This window comes from Candidatus Goldiibacteriota bacterium HGW-Goldbacteria-1, assembly GCA_002839855.1.
GTDB lineage: Bacteria > Oederibacteriota > PGYV01 > PGYV01 > PGYV01 > PGYV01.
The window spans coordinates 86,877-104,587 of sequence record PGYV01000004.1 but is presented as its reverse complement, the minus strand read 5'-3'; the positions used below and the strand labels follow the sequence as shown (position 1 = coordinate 104,587).

The window sequence follows — 17,711 nt, the reverse complement described above, 5'->3', positions numbered from 1 at the left end:
AACTATCTGTACTTGGACTTTTTGCCCCTGTTTTTCATACGGCTGCTGGAAAAAACCAGGTTTGAAGCTGAAGATGACGCGCTGAATTTTTCCGTATTAACCGTGGGATGAGTGGAAAGCGGGATTACAGAGCGTATAATTTTTTCAATCCCTCTTACATCGCTGCCCTGGTCAGGCGTGGCAAGCGATATGGCATGGCCCTTACGTCCGGCCCTTCCTGTACGGCCTATGCGGTGAACGTAATTGCTTGGGTCGTCCGGCAGGTCATAGTTAATAACCAGTTCAATTCCGGTTACGTCAATTCCGCGCGCGGCAATGTCAGTTGCTACAAGGACGCGGTAACGGCCCGATTTAAAACCGTCAAGGGCGTCTTTACGCTGCCCCATGGAACGGTCTGAATGTATTTCCGCGGCGCCGACGCCGGCATTCTTTAATCCGCGGGCGACTTTTGTAGCGCCCCTTTTTGTGCGGGTGAAAAGAAGGACAGAACCGGTGTACTGTTTCAATATTTCATTAAGGATTGTAAGTTTAAGTTCGGCGCGCACCACAAAGATTTCCTGTGATACAAGTTCAGCCGTGGTGCCCTGCGGGGCAAGCTCCGTGCGTACTGGCAGTTTCATGTTGGTGGAAGCTATTTTAACAATATCCGTAGGCATAGTGGCGGAGAAAAGCATGGTCTGCCTTTCTTTGGGTACTTCTTTAAGAATCCTGTTTATCTGGGGCATGAATCCCATATCAAGCATGCGGTCGGCTTCGTCCAGCACAAGTATGCGGACGTCATTAAGTTTAATCTGTTTCTGCTGCATGTGGTCAAGCAGCCTTCCGGGCGTGGCTATGATAATACGCGGGCCCGCTTTTAAGCTTTGTATCTGGTGGTACATAGACTGCCCGCCGATTAAGACTGCAGTTTTCATTTTGAAAGGGGGTGTAAGTTTAATCATGGTCTCGTTGACCTGAATGGCAAGTTCCCTTGTGGGGACAACTATAAGCCCGCGGCCTTCTGCCTGGGCAAGCCTTTGAACCATAGGGATGCCAAAAGCAAGCGTTTTTCCGGTGCCTGTCTGGGCAATTCCTATTATGTCCTTGCCTTCAACGCCTATTGGAATACCTTTTTGCTGTATAGGCGTGGGTACCGTAAACTTTAACTTTGCCAGAATGTCAAGAATGCCGGGCGCAATGCCTAGTCCTGTAAAACCTTCATTTTCATTTATCATGTTTATATTGTATCATTAATAGGTAAGGATTACCAATTATATTAATAAGGAGAGTATTGCATATGGATATTTCAAAATATTTTAAAGCGCATGAAGTCGCGGTAAAAGAGGCGCTGTTAAAAGAAGATGATAAATATAACTGGCAGCAGCTGCTTGAACTGCACGCGGAAAAAACCGCGCAGATACAGCGCGAAAGATTAATTCATCTTATGGTGACGCTTGCTTTCGGCATAGCCCTTTTTGTATGTGTGGCAGCCGCGTCATTTAAACCTGATGTATGGCTGTTTGCGGCAATATTTTTGCTTCTTGTACTGCTGGTTCCGTATGTGGGGCATTACTTTTTTCTGGAGAATACAACCCAGCGCTGGTACGCGTTAGGGGATAAAATAAGGGAGAAGATAAAGTAACAGAATTAAAAGGCTTGAAATGAACGGTATATTTTGGTATAAACAATATACTTTGTTTTAATTGTTTTTTGTTGTTTTATAGGTGGTAGGTGTAGTTCAGTTGGTTAGAACGCCAGGATGTGGCCCTGGAGGTCGCGGGTTCGAATCCCGTCACTTACCCCAAAATTTTGCATCGCAAAATTTTGCGAGCAATCGAGCATCCGATATTCGAACATTCGAATATCATAAGCCCGATTGCGGTCGAATGCTCGAATGTTCGATAAAGTATAGAAGGCGCTCCTAGATTAGAAAGCGAGTCGAACGCTGACTGAATGTCAGAAGAGCGTTTAGCGGAAGTGAAGCTAATCTCGTCACCCACCCCAAGAATAATGGAGTTGTGAAATTGAATAAAACACTATCATCCACATCCTTATTGCAAAAAATAATATTAATGTGTTTATTTGTTTTTTTTATATCTGGATGCGCTCGAATAACTACTGAAACTTCCGCGATTAAAATAGCGCAAAAAAAACTTGAAGATGTAAAAGGGAATGTTTTTAAAGGTGCGTGTAAGAATTACAGTTTAATAAAAGCACAGTATGATAATGATGCGAAAATTTGGCTCGTAAGCTATAAATGTAAAGATGACACAAATAAAGAAATAGTAATTCTCATTCATGCTTTGGATGGATATACCGAAGTGTCATTTAAAGACTGGGGTTTGGAATAGTAATATGTAAATTGTTTTTTTGTGGCAGTAACGCTAAAATAGGGGAAAGAATGAATGAAGAGATAGAAAAGGAGTAATTTGGTAGTTTCTCTATATATTTGTGTTTTGTCCAAAACACGCTTTTTTTAGGTTGATTTTTGGACGGAATTATCGTACTTTATGTAGCAAGATTGGACAGTTGATTTGGACGGGATTTGTAAGAGGATATAATTAAAAACTTATCAGTTATATTCAGGCGGGGTATCCAACGCCCGCTTGAAGTATTATAGGGTTTACAATGAAAACAAATTATTGTAGTATTAACCCTGCTTTTCAATGAAAAGGCGGGCAATTAGCTCAGTTGGTAGAGCAGCTGACTCTTAATCAGTTGGTCCGGGGTTCGAATCCCCGATTGCCCACCATTTTTTTTATCCAAAACCCTTCCAGGTACGTCTAATAATAAGCTTTTCCCCTTATAGACAAACGGTTTAAATACATATATAATATGGACAATTATGAAAAAAGAAGCGAAAGCTGTAAAAAAGGAAAAAAAGCAGACTTTTCACAGGCGGGCGATAATATTTATAGGCCTTTTGGCTACTATATTATCCATTTTTATTACACGGACAGGTTTTTTTGAGGGCCTTGAAAATAAGTCAATTGACTGGCGGTTTAAGGAAAGGGGCATTGTACAGCCCACTGCGCCGGTGGTTATTGTGGCGATAGACGATTCTTCATTTTCTGAAATGCCGGAGCGATGGATATGGCCAAGGAATTTTTACGCGCAGTTAATCTCCAACTTAAAATCATGGGGCGCTAAAGTCATCGCGTTCGACGTGGTGTATTCAGAGCCCACTGCAAGAAACCCAAAAGAAGATGCGGAGTTTGCCAAAGCGGTTGATAAAGCGGGTAATGTAGTATTGGGAATGGCGATATTATATGAAGAGACAAAAGTCGGCGATAAGACCACGAAAGTATATCCTATTCCCGCGCTGAAAGACGGGGCTTACGCTTCCGGAATTGTGCATCACCCGTTTGACAGGGATTCCAGCATAAGGCACAGCCAGCTTGTAAAAATTGAAAGTGAGACCGGCGAAAAATACCTGTCTTTGTCAATGGAATCGTTTGGGCTTTATAAAGGGCTGCGCAGGAACAATCTGGAAATAATAAAAGAAGAAAATAAAGTCAAGTGGGGCGACATTAATTCCACAAACCAGATAATAATAAATTACGCCGGCCCGGCCGGCACTTTTACAACCGTGCCTTTTTATCAGGTATATTACGGGAAAAATATCAAAAAGAATATGTTTAAGGACAAGATAGTGCTGGTGGGTTCCACTGCGGATATTCTGCACGATGTTTTTTCAACGCCTTTTTCTGAATCGGGATACACAATGCCCGGGGTGGAAATTCACGCCAATGTAATCAATACGCTTTACAACAATTCCATGATGAAAAGAATCGGGCGTTTCAGCAGCCTTGCTTTGTTATTTGCCATAGGGCTTTTTACAAGTTTCATGATTTTCAGGATAAAGACACTGCGCGGGCTTATCGTGGTGTTTGCAGAGGTTATCGCATTCATATTTCTTTCAAGGTACCTGTTTGACGCGCATAATTATATTATAGACCTTGTAAACCCGCTTTTTACCATGGTGCTGTGCTATTCCAGCATAAGCGTGTACAAGGTGGCGGTGGAAGAAAAAGAGAACCGCAAGATAAAAAATATTTTTTCCAGGTATGTTTCCAAAACGCTTGTGGATGAGATATTAAAAAAGCAGGAAATAAAGCTGGGCGGAGAAGTAAAAGAAGTGTCCGTGCTTTTTTCCGACATCCGCGGTTTTACGGCGATGTCAGAAAAAATGCAGCCCGAAGAGGTGCTTGGCGTCCTTAATGAATATTTAACCGCGATGACGGACATTGTGTTTGAAAACGGCGGCACGCTGGATAAATTTATAGGCGATGCTGTTATGGCGGTTTTTGGTTCTCCGCTTTATGATAAGGACCACGCTATAAGGGCGGTAAGGACAGGCTGGCAGATGCAGAAAAAACTTGATGAATTAAATGAAAAGTGGGCGCAGGAAGGCAAAAAGACGCTGAAAATAGGCGTGGGCGTGAACAGCGGCAAAGTGGTTGCCGGAAATATGGGTTCAATGAGAAGGATGGAATATACGGTAATCGGCGATACGGTAAATCTGGCGTCAAGGCTTGAAAGTTTAAATAAGGAACTTTCAACTTCTTTTTTAATAAGCGAAAATACAAACGCGCTTGTGCGTGACAGGATAAAATCTAAAATGTACACGGATATAAAGATAAAAGGGAAGGAAGACCACTTAACAGTCTACGAAGTCCTTGAAGTTCTGTAAATAACCGCAGTGCAGGAGGAAATAATGAAAAAAATAATTATTGTGTTTATGTTATTGCTGCCGGCTTTTGCATTTGCCGTAAATGAAGCGCTGGTGATACCATACGGGCCGGGAGTTTATATCGGCAAGGAAGAGGTAATGACAAATACTTCCACGTCATATTACGCGGGCATAGGCGATACGGTTTCATCTGACACATCCGTATTTGGAATGTACTTAAAAGACGGAGGGTGCGTAAGGTGCGCCGCGGGCAGTTCGGTGCTTTTCAGAAAAGCTAATTATTCCAAAAAACAGAAATACACGGCGATGGCGGTAAAAAAGGGAAAGTGTTATTTTAACACCGGTTACGCGCCGGGGGCGCGGCTTGAAATAAACGCGGGAGACCTTGTATATGAAACCGGCGAAGCAGTGCTGCTTACTGATGCCGATAATAATGACGGTAAATTGTTTTATGGCGCAGGTATTTTTTACGGCAGGCAGAAACAGATGGCGAATTTAAAACTGGAAACGCCGGAAGTGCCTGATACACAACAACCGGATTTTTTTGATGTAATAAATTTCACGCAGGACAGGGTGGCTTTTACGCTTACAATTTCCGGCCAGGGCGTGCTGCCCGCGAAAGCCGCGGAAGTAATTAAAGCGGGGCTTTCCGCGGAATACTCTGTTGAACAGGCGGCAGATGATGAAGAAATGGCGGTTTCCCTGAACGTAAGTGAAGATGCCAATTATATGGCAATTACCGGCACGGTGAAAGACGCTGACGGTAATATTTTGAAAATAGTGGACGTAAAAGAGGGCAATATCAAATTCCCTTTAAATGAAAAAATGATGGTAAAAGCGTATATAACGGCTGTAAATGAAATTATATCGGCGTCCAGGGACTTTGCTGCAAAAACAATGGCAGAGGGAAAAAGGGTAATAATTGAAGGGGATTTTGGCGAACCGGACAAAGTACAGGCGGTAAAAGAGTTAATTTTAAGCGCACCCGGCGTGATATCGGCTGAAGATAAGGTATTTTACGGCAAGAAGGCTGTTTACACCGTAAAATGCAGGAATTCCGGTGCCGGATTGGCTGTATTTCTTGAAGGAAAAAAGGCGGAAAACGGCAATATTAGCGTTTGGAATTCAGGTAAAAATATAGTAAAATTAAGGTTACGGTAGTTTTTTAAATTATAGTTTATTGCCAATAAGTGCGAGGATGGCGGAATTGGCAGACGCGCCAGACTTAGGATCTGGTCCATTGGGTGTGGGTTCAAGTCCCTCTCCTCGCACCAAATATTTATTTTTTGCGGAACATTCTCCGCAAAAAATAAATATTTGTACAGAGCGAAGCGCGTGCATCCTTGCAGTATTTTTTTGCGGAACATTCTCCGCAAAAAATAAATATTTGTACAGAGCGAAGCGCGTGCATCTTTGCAGTATTTTTTTGCGGAACATTCTCCGCAAAGAATAAATATTTGTACAGAGCGAAGCGCATGCATCTTTATATTGGACGTTGAGCTTTGCGTAAATATTTGTTAATCGCGGTTAATGTTCCGCGATTAACAAATATTTATTTTTGATACCAGAAACAATTTTAATTGTTTCAAATACAAGGAGGAAATACGTAATGAATTGGAAGGTTAAAGATGAGGGCAAGTGCAGGAAAGTGGTTGAAGTTAATGTGGATAAAGACACAGTAAAAGAGACATACGGTAAAGTGTTTAACAGTTTTAAGCAGAACGCCGTAGTGGAAGGTTTCCGCAAGGGTAAAGCGCCGGAAGAAATGATAAAATCACGCTACATGGATAAAATACATGAAGAAGTAATTAAAGAAGTGGTTCCTTCAGCGTATCAGAATGTGATGAAAGAACTTAACCTTCACATTGTTACATACCCGGCGCTTTCCGATGTGAAATATACAACGCCCGCAAAAGATGAAGTTGAATTTAAGGTTATCGTGGAAGTTAATCCGGAATTTGACCTTGCTGATTACGGTAAGGTAAAAATTGATGTTAAGAAATTTAACGGAGTAAAAGAAGAAGATGTTGAAAAAGAAATTAAGCGCATAAGGCAGTACCGCGGCACATTAAAACAGGTGGAAAAAGATAAAGTGGAAGAGGGCGATTTTGCAGATGTTTCAATGTCAGCATTTGTTGATAATAAAGCGGATGCTTCGCTTACCACGGAATCACATCTTATCCAGATTGGCGCGGGCGGATTTTTAAAAGAACTTGAAGACGGAATTAAGGGCATGAAGCTTGGAGAAGAAAAAGACATCTCTTTTGTTTTCCCGGCTGATTATTTTAACAAAAGATACGCAGGCAAAAGCGCCGCGTTTAAAGTAAAAGTAAATGCCATAAAGGTCCTTGAACTCCCTGAATTCAATGATGAATTTGCAAAAAACATGGCGGGAATGCAGACGGCGGATGAATTAAAGGCCGCGTTAAAAACCGAACTTGAAAAGCGCGCGCAGTCTGACGTGCGCCAGCACAATACCGGAGAAGTTTTAAAGAAACTTGCGGAGCAGAACAAGTTTGACGTACCCGAAGGGCTTGTAGAACAGGAACTTGACAACATAGTATCCCGCTACGAGAATTCCATGAAACAGCAGGGAATTTCCATGGAAAAGATGGGAATTACAAAAGAAGATTTCAGAAGCCGCAATAAAAAGCAGGCTGAAGAAAATATAAGGGTGATGTACATACTGCAGAAGATTGCGGAAAAAGAAAAGATTGAAGTAAGCGACGCGGATGTGGAAGCGGAAATCAGAAAAATTGCGGCTGACATTAAGCAGGATCCGGACACGATGGTAAAGCAGGCAAAGGCTCAGGACAACTGGGACTCTTTAAGGGCAAAACTGACAGAAGACAAAGTTCTGGACAAAATGTTTGAAATTTCGGGAGCCAAATAATATGGCAGCCGTAAAAAAGGGGGCACAAGCAATGAGCCTTATACCAATGGTTATAGAGCAAAGCGACAGGGGCGAACGCGCATTTGATATTTATTCAAGGCTGTTAAAAGAAAGGATTATCTTTCTTGGAACGCCAATTGATGACGACGTGGCAAACCTTATAATCGCTCAGCTGCTTTTTTTAGAGGGCGAAGACAGCAAAAAAGAAATTTCCATATACGTAAACAGCCCGGGCGGCGTGGTAACTGCCGGCCTTGCTATTTATGACACAATGCAGTTTATTAAAGCGCCGGTATCCACGATATGCGTGGGGCAGGCGGCAAGCATGGGCGCCGTGCTTTTAACAGCGGGAGCCACAGGCAAACGTTTCGCGCTTCCCAATGCCAGGGTTCTTATACACCAGCCGCTGGGCGGGGTTCAGGGTCAGGCGTCAGAAATTGAAATTCACGCCAAGGAAATATTAAAGACCAAAAAAAGATTAAGCGAGATTCTGGCAAAGCATACAGGCCAGAAATTAAGCAAAATAGAAAAAGACACAGACAGGGATTATTACATGAGCGCGCAGGAAGCGAAAGAGTACGGGCTTGTGGATGAAGTTATGGAAAGAAAGACAGTATAAAAAGGCGGGTAAATAATGATAACGTGTTCGTTCTGCGGAAGGTCTGAAAAAGAGTGCGGTAAAATAATATCCGGCGGGGACGGGGCGCTGTGCAGGGAATGTTCCGTGCAGCTGAATAAAATATTTGATGAAAGTAAGGCAGGCGGTAAAAAACAGCCTGTGTCACTGCCTTCGCCAAAAGAGATAAAGGCGCATCTTGACGAATATGTCATTTCGCAGGAAAAAGCAAAGAAGGTACTGGCTGTATCGGTTTACAACCACTATAACAGGATATACAAAGGCGGCGGCGAAGGGGTGGAGCTTCAGAAAAGCAACATCCTTATGGTGGGGCCTACCGGTTCCGGCAAGACGTTACTGGCAGAAACGCTGGCGCGTATTTTACACGTGCCTTTTGCCATTGCAGATGCCACCACTTTAACAGAAGCCGGGTATGTGGGCGAAGATGTGGAAAATATTCTGCTAAGGCTTATAGAAAACGCGGACTTTAACATAGCAGAGGCAGAACGCGGAATTGTTTACATAGACGAAATTGACAAGATAGCAAAAAAATCAGAAAACCTCTCTGTCACGCGCGATGTTTCCGGCGAAGGCGTGCAGCAGGCGCTGCTGAAAATAATAGAAGGCACAATTGCGAATGTACCGCCGAAAGGCGGGCGCAAGCACCCGCACCAGGAATTTCTTAAAATTAACACAAAAAATATCCTGTTCATATGCGGCGGCGCTTTTGTGGGGCTGGATTCCATTATTAGAAAAAGGGTAAATAAAAAAAGTTACGGGTACGGCAGGGATGGCGGGGAAAAACATGACACCACCAAATACGGTATGCTTTCACAGGTGCTGCCGACTGACCTTATAAAGTTCGGCATTATCCCCGAATTTATCGGAAGGGTGCCGGTAGTGGCGGCTTTATCCGAACTGAATAAAGAGGATCTTGTGAAAGTTTTAAAGGAGCCAAAAAACTCCATCATCTCTCAGTACGAAAAGATGCTTAAGCTTGAAGGGGTAAAATTTATTTTTACAGATGATGCCGCGGAAGCTGTGGCTGAAGAAACAATTAAAAAAGAGATTGGCGCAAGGGGATTGCGTTCCATAATAGAAAATATAATGCTGGATATTATGTATGAAGTGCCGTCGGCAAAGGGAATAAAAAAAGTAATAATTGACGGGGAAGTGGTAACCGGAAAGAAAGACAGGCTTGACGCGATAGTAAGGGAAAAATCAGCATAGGGGAGAAGTAACATGGCAGAAGATAAAATAACAGGCGGGGAAGATAAAAAAGACAAGAAAGTGCCTTTACTGGCATTAAGGGACCTTGTTATATTTCCAAATATGGTAATACCGCTTTTTGTGGGGCGGGAAAAATCCATTAAGGCGCTTGAAGCCGCGATGGAAAAAGACAGGATAATACTTTTAGTCGCGCAGAGAGACGCGCGTACTGACGACCCCGGCAAAGGCGATATTTATGAAACCGGAACACTTTCCGAAATACTTCAGATATTAAAGCTTCCCGACGGCGCCATAAGGGTGTTGGTGGAAGGGCTTACGCGCGTAAAGATAAAAGAATATACAATGGATGAACCTTTTTTTGAAGTGCAGATAGAAGATGTAACTGAAGATAACACCATGAATAAGGAAACAGAGGCGCTTATGCGCCTGACTTTGGAAGAGTTTCAGAAACATGTGAAGATGAATAAAAAAATTCCGCCGGAAACAATAATGTCCGTTGCGGATATTGAAAGCCCGGGGCGGCTTGCGGATGTAATGTCCGCGCACATAGCGTTAAAGCACGAGGAAAAGCAGGATATTTTAAACACGCTTGACCCCGCGCAGAGGCTGCATAAGCTTTCCGTTATTTTAAAAAGGGAAAACGAAATACTTGAAATAGAAAAAAAGATTCAGGGCAAGGTAAAAAGCCAGCTTGAAAAAAGCCAGCGTGAATACTACCTGTCAGAGCAGTTAAAAGCAATTCAGAAAGAGCTTGGAAAGGGCGACAGTTCCTACAATGAAACTGAAGAGTTAAAGGAAAAAATAATAAAGGCGGGAATGCCCAAAGACGCGGAAGAAAAAGCGTTAAAGGAATTAGACAGGCTGGAAAAGATGATGCCAATGTCCGCGGAAGCCACAGTCATAAGGACATACCTTGACTGGCTGATAGGAATCCCATGGAAGACAAAGACAAAGGAAAAACTGGATATAAAAGAAGTTCAGAAGATACTGGACGAAGACCACTACGGCCTTGAAAAGCCCAAGGAAAGAATTGTGGAATACCTTGCGGTTAAAAAGAATGTAAAAGACAGGGTTCATGAACCCATTATTTGTTTTGTGGGACCGCCGGGAGTCGGAAAGACATCGCTGGCGCGTTCCATAGCGCGCGCGCAGGGAAGGAATTTTGTACGTGTTTCACTTGGCGGCGTGCGCGATGAAGCGGAAATCCGCGGACACAGGCGCACATATATCGGCGCCATGCCCGGCCGCATCCTGCAGTCCATCAGGAAAGCAAAGTCAAGAAACCCGGTCTTTCTTCTTGATGAAATAGATAAGATGAGTTCCGACTTCAGGGGCGACCCTGCGGCGGCAATGCTGGAAGTTCTGGATCCGGAGCAGAACAACACTTTTATGGACCATTATCTGGATACGGAATTTGACCTGTCTGACGTAATGTTTATTACAACTGCCAACACGCTTTACGGCATACCGCTTCCCCTGCAGGACAGGATGGAAGTGATAGAAATAAACAGTTATACCGCAATTGAAAAAACCAAAATTGCCGAAAAATACCTTGTACCCAAACAGATGAAACAGCACGGCCTTACTGATAAGGACGCGGACTTTACCGAAGAAGGGCTTAAATTCATAGTGTTAAATCACACCAGGGAAGCGGGTGTCAGAAATCTGGAACGCGAAATAAAAACCGTGTGCAGAAAGATAGCAAAAGAAAAAGTTTCAGATCCCAAAAAGTTCAAGAAAATAAAGATTGCCCCTGACAATATGCAGAAGTTTCTTGGCGCGCCAAAATTTCTTGATGTGCCCACAAAAAACGTGAACGACGTGGGAATTTCCACCGGCCTGGCGTGGACTGAATTTGGCGGCGATGTATTAATTATTGAAGTCAGCGTGGTTAAAGGCAAGGGCGGGCTGATGCTGACAGGAAAGCTTGGCGATGTAATGAAAGAGTCAGCGCAGGCGGCATTAAGTTTCACCCGTTCCCGCGCGAAACACCTTGGAATAAAAGAAGAGATATTCGGGAAATCGGATATTCACGTGCATGTACCCGAAGGCGCAATTCCAAAAGACGGCCCTTCAGCCGGTATCACAATGGCAACCGCGCTTATTTCCGCTTTTACGGGAAGGCCGGTAAAACAGGATCTTGCAATGACAGGCGAAATTACTCTTAGGGGCAGGGTTCTTCCCATCGGCGGATTAAAAGAAAAAACACTGGCAGCTTTAAGGAACGGGGTGAAAGAGGTCATAGTGCCCGACTACAATAAAAAAGATTATGACGAACTGCCTGTATATGTAAAAGAAGGGCTTAAGTTCCATTTTGTAAGGACGATGGATGACGTGATAAAACTGGCGCTTGAACCAAAATCCGGCGCCGGCGGTAAAAAGAAAAAAACCAGTAAAAAGGCAAAATGAGAAAATACGTCTTTAAGAAAAGATTAAAAAGGGCGGTTATGGCGGTAATAGATGCTGTGGGTTCCGCCCTTTTTTATTTTTATGGAAGGGTAAGAAAAAAAGGAAAGAAGAAAAGGATTCTGGCGTTAAGGCTTGACCAGCTTGGGGACATGATACAGGCGCTGCCGTTTTTCAGCGAATTAAGAAGGCAGAACAGCGGTTATGAAATACACGCATTGTGCGTTAAAGACTGCGCTTTTCTTCTTAAGAATAACCCGGATATAGATGTTGTTCACGAACTTTCAAGGTCGTGGTTTTATCCCGAAAGAAAAAGAAGCGGCGCGGAGCTTGAAGCAATGGCGTCGCGCCTGAGAAAACTTGAATTTGAAAAGGCGTATGACCTGCGCGGCGATATAAGGAGCATTAATTATCTGGTGCGAATTAATGCCGGCAGCATTTACGGCTATGGCTGTGCCGGCGGCGGTTTTATGCTGGATAAAGAGTATCCATATGACAGGGATATGCACGAAATTGACAAAAATTTAAGGCTGTTAGATTCAAAAGCGGCGGACAGCATAAGGATAGATTTTCCATGCTCGCAGGCAGATATTGACGCGGCGGCGCAGATAATAAATAAAAACGGCGCGGCGCAGGCAAGGCGTATAATAGTGCACCCTTTCACACGCGCGGCTTCCAAAATGTGGGGGCTTGAAAAGTTTAATCAGCTTATCAAGCGTATTGCTGATGCGGGTAATACAAAGATATTTGTGATAGGCGGCAAAGATGATGTAAAATATGCCGGCAAGATTCAGTTTTCTGAAAATGTAATTAATTGTATTGGCGCGCTTCCGCTTGGCGTGACCATAGCGCTTATAAAACAGTGCGGTATATTTACGGGAAATGATTCCGGACCGCAGTATTTTGCGGCTTATTCAGGGTTAAAGACCTGTGTTATTTACGGCTACACGGTAAATTATAAACGCTGGCTGCCAAAGGTACCGGCAGCCAACATGGCTGATATAAGCGTCCCTGTAGAATGCGGGCCCTGTGAGAAATCAGTGTGTGATAATAAAGAAGGTCATAAATGCATGGAACTTATAACGGTTGATATGGTCTGGGACAGGATAAAAGGCTGGTTTTAATGTGTTTGGTACTTGTTATTTTAATGTTCTGTATTGTTTAATGCAGAGACGCAATATATTGCGTATCTGCATTAGTATATAAGACAATGGTTTGATTCCTTAATGTAGAGACGCACCATGGCGCGTCTGAGGTTTGATTTCTTGAACAGTTTTTCTGCACTATAGCTGCGGATAATAATATTCACGAGAGGCCGGAAATGGATGTAACAAAAATAAAAAAGGTACTTGTCATCAAACTATGCTGCATAGGCGACATAATACAGGCAACTCCTTCGCTGCGCGCGTTAAAAGAAGCGGGGTGCGAAGTTCATTTTTTATGTATAAAATGGGTCTCTGACCTTGTGGATATGATACCGTATGTGGATAAAAAATTTGTGGTGGCATCACAATCGTTTCCGGAAATGTTAAAAGCGCTCCCTGAATTAAGGCGTGAAAAATACGATATGATAATAAATTTCCACAGGGATGTTAAGTCAAACCTTTACATTGCGGCTTTAGGCGCAAAATACCGCGCCGGTTTTAACTGGGAAAATAAGGGTATTTTTCTAACGCATAAGTTTAAGTTTGACCCCGCCCAGCACGAAGCTTTAAGGTACTTGTCTGTTGTAAAAGGAGCAGGTTTTGCGGTTAAAGAGAACCACACATTGATAAAAGCGCCGGAAAATACCGTGGTTAAATTTAGTTTAAGCGGCGGTTTAAAAGCAGGGCTTTTTCCGGGGGGCGGCAAAAACCCCGGCACTGTAATGGTGACCAAAAGATGGCCTGTTTCACGGTTTGCTGAATTAATTGATATGCTTAAAGAAAAAAATATTACGCCGTATATACTTGGCGGGGAAATAGACATCGACGTGGCGGAAGAAATAATAAAATTAAGGCCTGATGTTAAATTTTTAAAGACCGCGGATTTAAAACAGCTGGCTTATGTAATATCAAAAATGGATATATTTGTGGCGGGTGATACAGGCCCTTTGCATATGGCAGCCGCGCTTGGCGTAAAGACAATAGGCCTTTTTGGCCCGTCGTCTGCTGACCTTGTAGGGGTAAGGGGAAAGCACAGTGTTAATATATGGCAGAGAGAAAAATGTTCGCCGTGTTATATTCCTGAAACAGTCCATGAAAAAAAGTTTCTTAACTGCACTGATAATATCTGCATGAAAAATATTTCCGTGGATACAGTTTTCGCGGAAATAAAAAGACTTCTTGAAAGCGGTGAAAAATGAAGGCTGCAGTCATACACGACTGGCTTACGGGTATGCGAGGCGGCGAAGCTGTGCTTGAATCCATACTTGATATTTTTCCGGATGCGGATATTTTTACCCTTGTCTGTGACATGGATTCCGTCTCCGAAAAGATTAAAAAGCATAAGATACACACATCTTTCCTGCAGAATATACCGGGAGTTTTTAAATCTTACAGGAATTTTTTGCCGCTTTTTCCGGCGGCCATAGAAAGTTTTAATTTAAAAGGTTATGACATTATAATTTCATCCAGCCACTGTGTGGCAAAAAGTGTAAAGCACAATATAAAAATAAAAAACTTCTGTTACTGCCACACTCCCATGAGATACGCCTGGGACCAGTTTGATAATTATTTTTCCAAAGAAAAAAACGGCGCTGTAAAGTACGCTCTTATTTCGGGAATAATGCCTTATCTTAGAAAATGGGACGCGAAAACAGCGGGCAGAGTCAGCCATTATATAGCCAATTCAAACCACGTAAAAAAACGCATAGAAAAATATTACAACGCTCAGGCGTCGGTGATTTATCCGCCTGTGGACACGAAGTACTATACGGTTAACCCCGCGCAGAAACGGGAGAATTTTTATCTTGCGGTATCAGCCCTTACAGAGTATAAAAAAATAGATTTTCTGGTGGATGCGTTTTTAAAGATGCCGGATGAACACCTTATAATAATCGGTACCGGCCCCATGCTTGCTAAACTTGAAAGGCTTGCGGATGGCAATAAAAATATTCATTTTCTGGGCAGGGTTCCAAAAGACATAATAAGGGATGCTTACTGCAGGGCAAAGGCGTTTTTATTCCCCGGCGAAGAGGATTTTGGCATTACAAATGCGGAAGCACAGGCGTGCGGAACCCCGGTTCTGGCATACAATGTGGGCGGGGCGACGGAAGTTGTAATACCGGGAGAAACAGGGGAGTTTTATGACGGAACGACAGAGGACTTTATCAAAAAACTTGATATAATGCGCGGTAAAATATATGATGTTAATAAAGTCAGGGAAAATGCTTTAAGATTTTCAAAAGAAAGTTTTGACGCGAACCTAAGAAACTTTTTAAAAGATAACGGGGTAAATGTGTAATGGATAAAAAAAAGGTGCTGTTTTTTGCGAAAATACTTCTGCTTGCGGGAGACGTGCTGTGTTTCTGCGGTGCTTTTCTTCTGGCGTATTATTTAAGGTTTTACCTGCAGCTGGTGCCTTTAAGGCATTCTGTTCCGCCGTTGATGCATTATATACATGCGCTGCCGTTTATTGCGCTTATTGTGGTATTGGCTTTTAACTACGCCGGGTTGTATTTTTTAAGGGTGGGACGGTCGCGTTTTGACGAACTTACATCAGTATTTGCCGCGTCCGCGGGCGCTTTTGGCGTGATGCTTGCCATTACTTTTTTTCTAAGAGAAATATCATATTCAAGGGTGGTAATGCTTTACAGTATGGTGCTTGGAATAGCTGCGGTTTTTTTATGGCGCCTAATTTTCAGGGGCATATACAACACGCTTAACAGAAAGGGTTATCTTACACAGGCAATTTTAATTGTAGGCGCCGGGGATATCGCCGGCAATATGATAGAAAGGATTAATTGGCATCCGGAGATGGGTTATAAAATATTAGGGTGCGTTACGGATAAATTAAAAAAAGGCAAAAAATTTAAAGGTATAACCGTGATTGGCAGTGTAAAGGAGCTGGGCAAAATAATAAAGAAATTAAATCCTGACGAAGTTTTTGTAGGGCTTCCGGATTATAACAGGCGGGATATCGCGGATACAATACTGGCGAATGAAAACGTGAAGTTTATGATAGCAACAGATATACTTGGAATAATCACAAAAAATATAGATTATGGCGAAATTAACGGGATACCCGTATTCACGGTTAAAGAGCTGCCTTTAAATTTAAGGGTAAACAGGGTCATAAAACGGACAATGGATATAATTGTGTCCGGCATTAGCCTGCTTATATTGATGCCGCTTTTTATTGTTGTGGCTGTCCTTATCAAATTAAGCTCCCCCGGGCCTGTGTTTTACAAACAGGACAGGGTGGGCAGGGATAATAAGGTGTTTTGGATGTACAAGTTCAGGTCAATGAAAACCGGGGCGGAAACAAAATCCGGCCCTGTGTGGGCTAAAGAAAATGACGAAAGGCGTACGGCAATAGGTACGTTTTTAAGAAAATCCAGCATTGATGAACTTCCGCAGCTTATTAACGTGTTGAAAGGCGAGATGAGCATAGTGGGACCGCGTCCTGAACGCCCGCACTTTGTTGAAAAATTTAAAAACGAAATTCCGCGGTACATTGAAAGGCACAAAGTAAAAGCAGGGCTTACGGGGTGGGCTGCGGCAAACGGGCTGCGCGGCAATACATCCCTTGAAGAAAGAATAAAATACGACCTGTATTATATTGAAAACTGGTCGCTGTGGTTTGATATTAAAATTATAATAAAAACCGCCCTTGAAATGTTTCACCATAAAGGGGCATATTAGTTTTTTGTTTGTGGAATTGTTCTTTAAAGTAGAGACGCAATACATTGCGTCTCGTTTTGCAGCTCTTAGACGCACCATGGTGCGTCTCTACATGAATTATAAAATGAAAAAGCGAGGTATTAAAAATGAACATACTTGTTACAGGCGGGGCGGGATTTATTGGCAGTAATGTCGCGGATGCTTTTAAAAAAGCCGGGCATAAAGTGGTATCTGTGGACAATATGTTTGCGGGTAATATGAGAAACGTAAGTAAAGGGATTAAGTTTTATAAGATGGACATACGCGATAAAAAGCTTGCAGATGTAATGAAAAAAGAAAAAATAGATGTTATAAGCCACCACGCTGCGCAGATAAGCGTGCCGGATTCTGTAAAGAATCCCGCGTTTGACGCTGATATCAATGTTATGGGTGTTATTAACATGCTGGAAAGCGCGGTGCAGGCAGCCGTCAAAAAAGTAATATTTGTATCCAGCGGCGGTACGGTTTACGGCACGCCTGCAAAACTTCCTGTTGCTGAAACGCACCCTTATGCGGCAGAGAGCCCTTACGGCATAAGCAAGGTGGCAGGGGAACTTTATGTTAAATTTTTCGCGGCGCAGCATAAGATGAAATATACAATCGTCCGGTATAGCAACGTGTACGGTCCGCGCCAGGTACCTCACGGCGAAGCCGGTGTTGTGGCTATATTCATTAAAAAGATGATGTCAGGAGCCGCTCCCATAATATTCGGCGGAGGCAAATGCGTCAGGGATTATGTATATGTGGGCGATGTGGCGGCAGCTAATGTGCTTGCGCTTAAAAAAGGCGATAATAATGAATTTAACATAGGTACAGGGACACCCACGGACGTGAACCAGCTTTATAAGGCGGTTCAGAAAGTTATGAAGTTTAATACACCCGCAGTACCGGGGCCTTTCAGGGAAGGCGATATTCTGGCAAACGTTCTGGATAATAAAAAAGCAAAGAAGATACTCGGCTGGACTCCCAAAGTCAGGCTTATTGACGGCGTAGCAGAAACGTATAAATACTTTAAATCATTATAATATGACC

General features: G+C 43.0%; 14 protein-coding genes and 3 tRNA genes. 16 read left to right on the top strand and 1 reads right to left on the bottom strand.

From position 1 onward, the window contains the following. Positions 1–2: 2 nt before the first annotated feature. Positions 3–1,214, bottom strand: coding sequence for a DEAD/DEAH box helicase (locus tag CVV21_04230; GenBank protein ID PKL91960.1), 1,212 nt, complete (start codon positions 1,212–1,214; stop codon positions 3–5). A 62-nt stretch (positions 1,215–1,276) separates the two neighbouring features. Between CVV21_04230 and CVV21_04225 the strand changes: the two genes are divergently transcribed. The 16 genes from CVV21_04225 to CVV21_04150 all read left to right on the top strand — a co-directional run bounded on the left by CVV21_04225 (position 1,277) and on the right by CVV21_04150 (position 17,704). After that, the gene (locus CVV21_04225; GenBank protein ID PKL91959.1) at positions 1,277–1,621 is read left to right on the top strand and encodes a hypothetical protein; all 345 of its coding nucleotides are present in this window, start codon (positions 1,277–1,279) and stop codon (positions 1,619–1,621) included. Positions 1,622–1,706: 85 nt separating this feature from the next. Next, positions 1,707–1,783, top strand: a tRNA-His gene (locus CVV21_04220). A gap of 220 nt (positions 1,784–2,003) precedes the next feature. After that, the gene (locus tag CVV21_04215) at positions 2,004–2,330 is read left to right on the top strand and encodes a hypothetical protein (GenBank protein ID PKL91958.1); all 327 of its coding nucleotides are present in this window, start codon (positions 2,004–2,006) and stop codon (positions 2,328–2,330) included. 325 nt (positions 2,331–2,655) lie between these two features. Further along, positions 2,656–2,731 (top strand) — tRNA-Lys (locus CVV21_04210). 93 nt (positions 2,732–2,824) lie between these two features. Then, entirely contained in the window at positions 2,825–4,672 is a 1,848-nt protein-coding gene (locus tag CVV21_04205; protein PKL91957.1) for a hypothetical protein, read from the top strand. Between the two features lie 24 nt (positions 4,673–4,696). Then, positions 4,697–5,833, top strand: a complete 1,137-nt coding sequence (locus CVV21_04200) for a hypothetical protein (protein ID PKL91956.1) — start codon at positions 4,697–4,699, stop codon at positions 5,831–5,833. A gap of 31 nt (positions 5,834–5,864) precedes the next feature. Further along, positions 5,865–5,946 (top strand) — tRNA-Leu (locus CVV21_04195). A 335-nt stretch (positions 5,947–6,281) separates the two neighbouring features. Then, entirely contained in the window at positions 6,282–7,565 is a 1,284-nt protein-coding gene (gene tig / locus CVV21_04190) for a trigger factor (GenBank protein ID PKL91955.1), read from the top strand. A 31-nt stretch (positions 7,566–7,596) separates the two neighbouring features. Next, positions 7,597–8,184 (top strand): ATP-dependent Clp endopeptidase, proteolytic subunit ClpP, encoded by a 588-nt coding sequence (gene clpP, locus CVV21_04185; protein PKL92286.1) that lies wholly within the window; start codon positions 7,597–7,599, stop codon positions 8,182–8,184. Positions 8,185–8,199: 15 nt separating this feature from the next. Beyond that, a complete protein-coding gene (locus CVV21_04180; GenBank protein ID PKL91954.1) occupies positions 8,200–9,411 on the top strand; it encodes an ATP-dependent Clp protease ATP-binding subunit ClpX in 1,212 nt (403 codons plus the stop codon). Positions 9,412–9,423: 12 nt separating this feature from the next. Then, positions 9,424–11,820: an endopeptidase La gene (locus CVV21_04175; protein ID PKL91953.1), complete on the top strand. Its 2,397-nt coding sequence runs from the start codon at positions 9,424–9,426 to the stop codon at positions 11,818–11,820. Next, positions 11,817–12,941, top strand: coding sequence for a hypothetical protein (locus tag CVV21_04170; protein ID PKL91952.1), 1,125 nt, complete (start codon positions 11,817–11,819; stop codon positions 12,939–12,941). The genes CVV21_04175 and CVV21_04170 overlap by 4 nt, the downstream gene beginning before the upstream one ends. A gap of 197 nt (positions 12,942–13,138) precedes the next feature. Then, positions 13,139–14,161 carry a hypothetical protein gene (locus tag CVV21_04165; GenBank protein ID PKL91951.1) on the top strand — a complete coding sequence of 341 codons (1,023 nt, stop codon included), beginning with the start codon at positions 13,139–13,141 and terminating at the stop codon, positions 14,159–14,161. Next, on the top strand, positions 14,158–15,261 hold the full coding sequence (locus tag CVV21_04160) for a glycosyl transferase (GenBank protein ID PKL91950.1): 1,104 nt from the start codon (positions 14,158–14,160) through the stop codon (positions 15,259–15,261). The genes CVV21_04165 and CVV21_04160 overlap by 4 nt, the downstream gene beginning before the upstream one ends. Beyond that, the gene (locus tag CVV21_04155; protein PKL91949.1) at positions 15,261–16,661 is read left to right on the top strand and encodes an undecaprenyl-phosphate glucose phosphotransferase; all 1,401 of its coding nucleotides are present in this window, start codon (positions 15,261–15,263) and stop codon (positions 16,659–16,661) included. Before CVV21_04160 ends, CVV21_04155 begins: the two co-directional genes overlap by 1 nt. A 125-nt stretch (positions 16,662–16,786) precedes the next feature. After that, the gene (locus tag CVV21_04150; protein ID PKL91948.1) at positions 16,787–17,704 is read left to right on the top strand and encodes a UDP-glucose 4-epimerase; all 918 of its coding nucleotides are present in this window, start codon (positions 16,787–16,789) and stop codon (positions 17,702–17,704) included. The last annotated feature ends 7 nt before the right edge of the window (positions 17,705–17,711 follow it).

Coding starts and splice junctions, on each gene's coding strand:
- CVV21_04200 (PKL91956.1), top strand. CDS start 4,697: ATGAAAAAAATAATTATTGTGTTTATGTTATTGCTGCCGGCTTTTGCA.
- CVV21_04170 (PKL91952.1), top strand. CDS start 11,817: ATGAGAAAATACGTCTTTAAGAAAAGATTAAAAAGGGCGGTTATGGCG.
- CVV21_04155 (PKL91949.1), top strand. CDS start 15,261: ATGGATAAAAAAAAGGTGCTGTTTTTTGCGAAAATACTTCTGCTTGCG.
- CVV21_04205 (PKL91957.1), top strand. CDS start 2,825: ATGAAAAAAGAAGCGAAAGCTGTAAAAAAGGAAAAAAAGCAGACTTTT.
- CVV21_04225 (PKL91959.1), top strand. CDS start 1,277: ATGGATATTTCAAAATATTTTAAAGCGCATGAAGTCGCGGTAAAAGAG.
- CVV21_04175 (PKL91953.1), top strand. CDS start 9,424: ATGGCAGAAGATAAAATAACAGGCGGGGAAGATAAAAAAGACAAGAAA.
- CVV21_04180 (PKL91954.1), top strand. CDS start 8,200: ATGATAACGTGTTCGTTCTGCGGAAGGTCTGAAAAAGAGTGCGGTAAA.
- CVV21_04150 (PKL91948.1), top strand. CDS start 16,787: ATGAACATACTTGTTACAGGCGGGGCGGGATTTATTGGCAGTAATGTC.
- clpP (PKL92286.1), top strand. CDS start 7,597: ATGAGCCTTATACCAATGGTTATAGAGCAAAGCGACAGGGGCGAACGC.
- tig (PKL91955.1), top strand. CDS start 6,282: ATGAATTGGAAGGTTAAAGATGAGGGCAAGTGCAGGAAAGTGGTTGAA.
- CVV21_04165 (PKL91951.1), top strand. CDS start 13,139: ATGGATGTAACAAAAATAAAAAAGGTACTTGTCATCAAACTATGCTGC.
- CVV21_04160 (PKL91950.1), top strand. CDS start 14,158: ATGAAGGCTGCAGTCATACACGACTGGCTTACGGGTATGCGAGGCGGC.
- CVV21_04230 (PKL91960.1), bottom strand. CDS start 1,214: ATGATAAATGAAAATGAAGGTTTTACAGGACTAGGCATTGCGCCCGGC.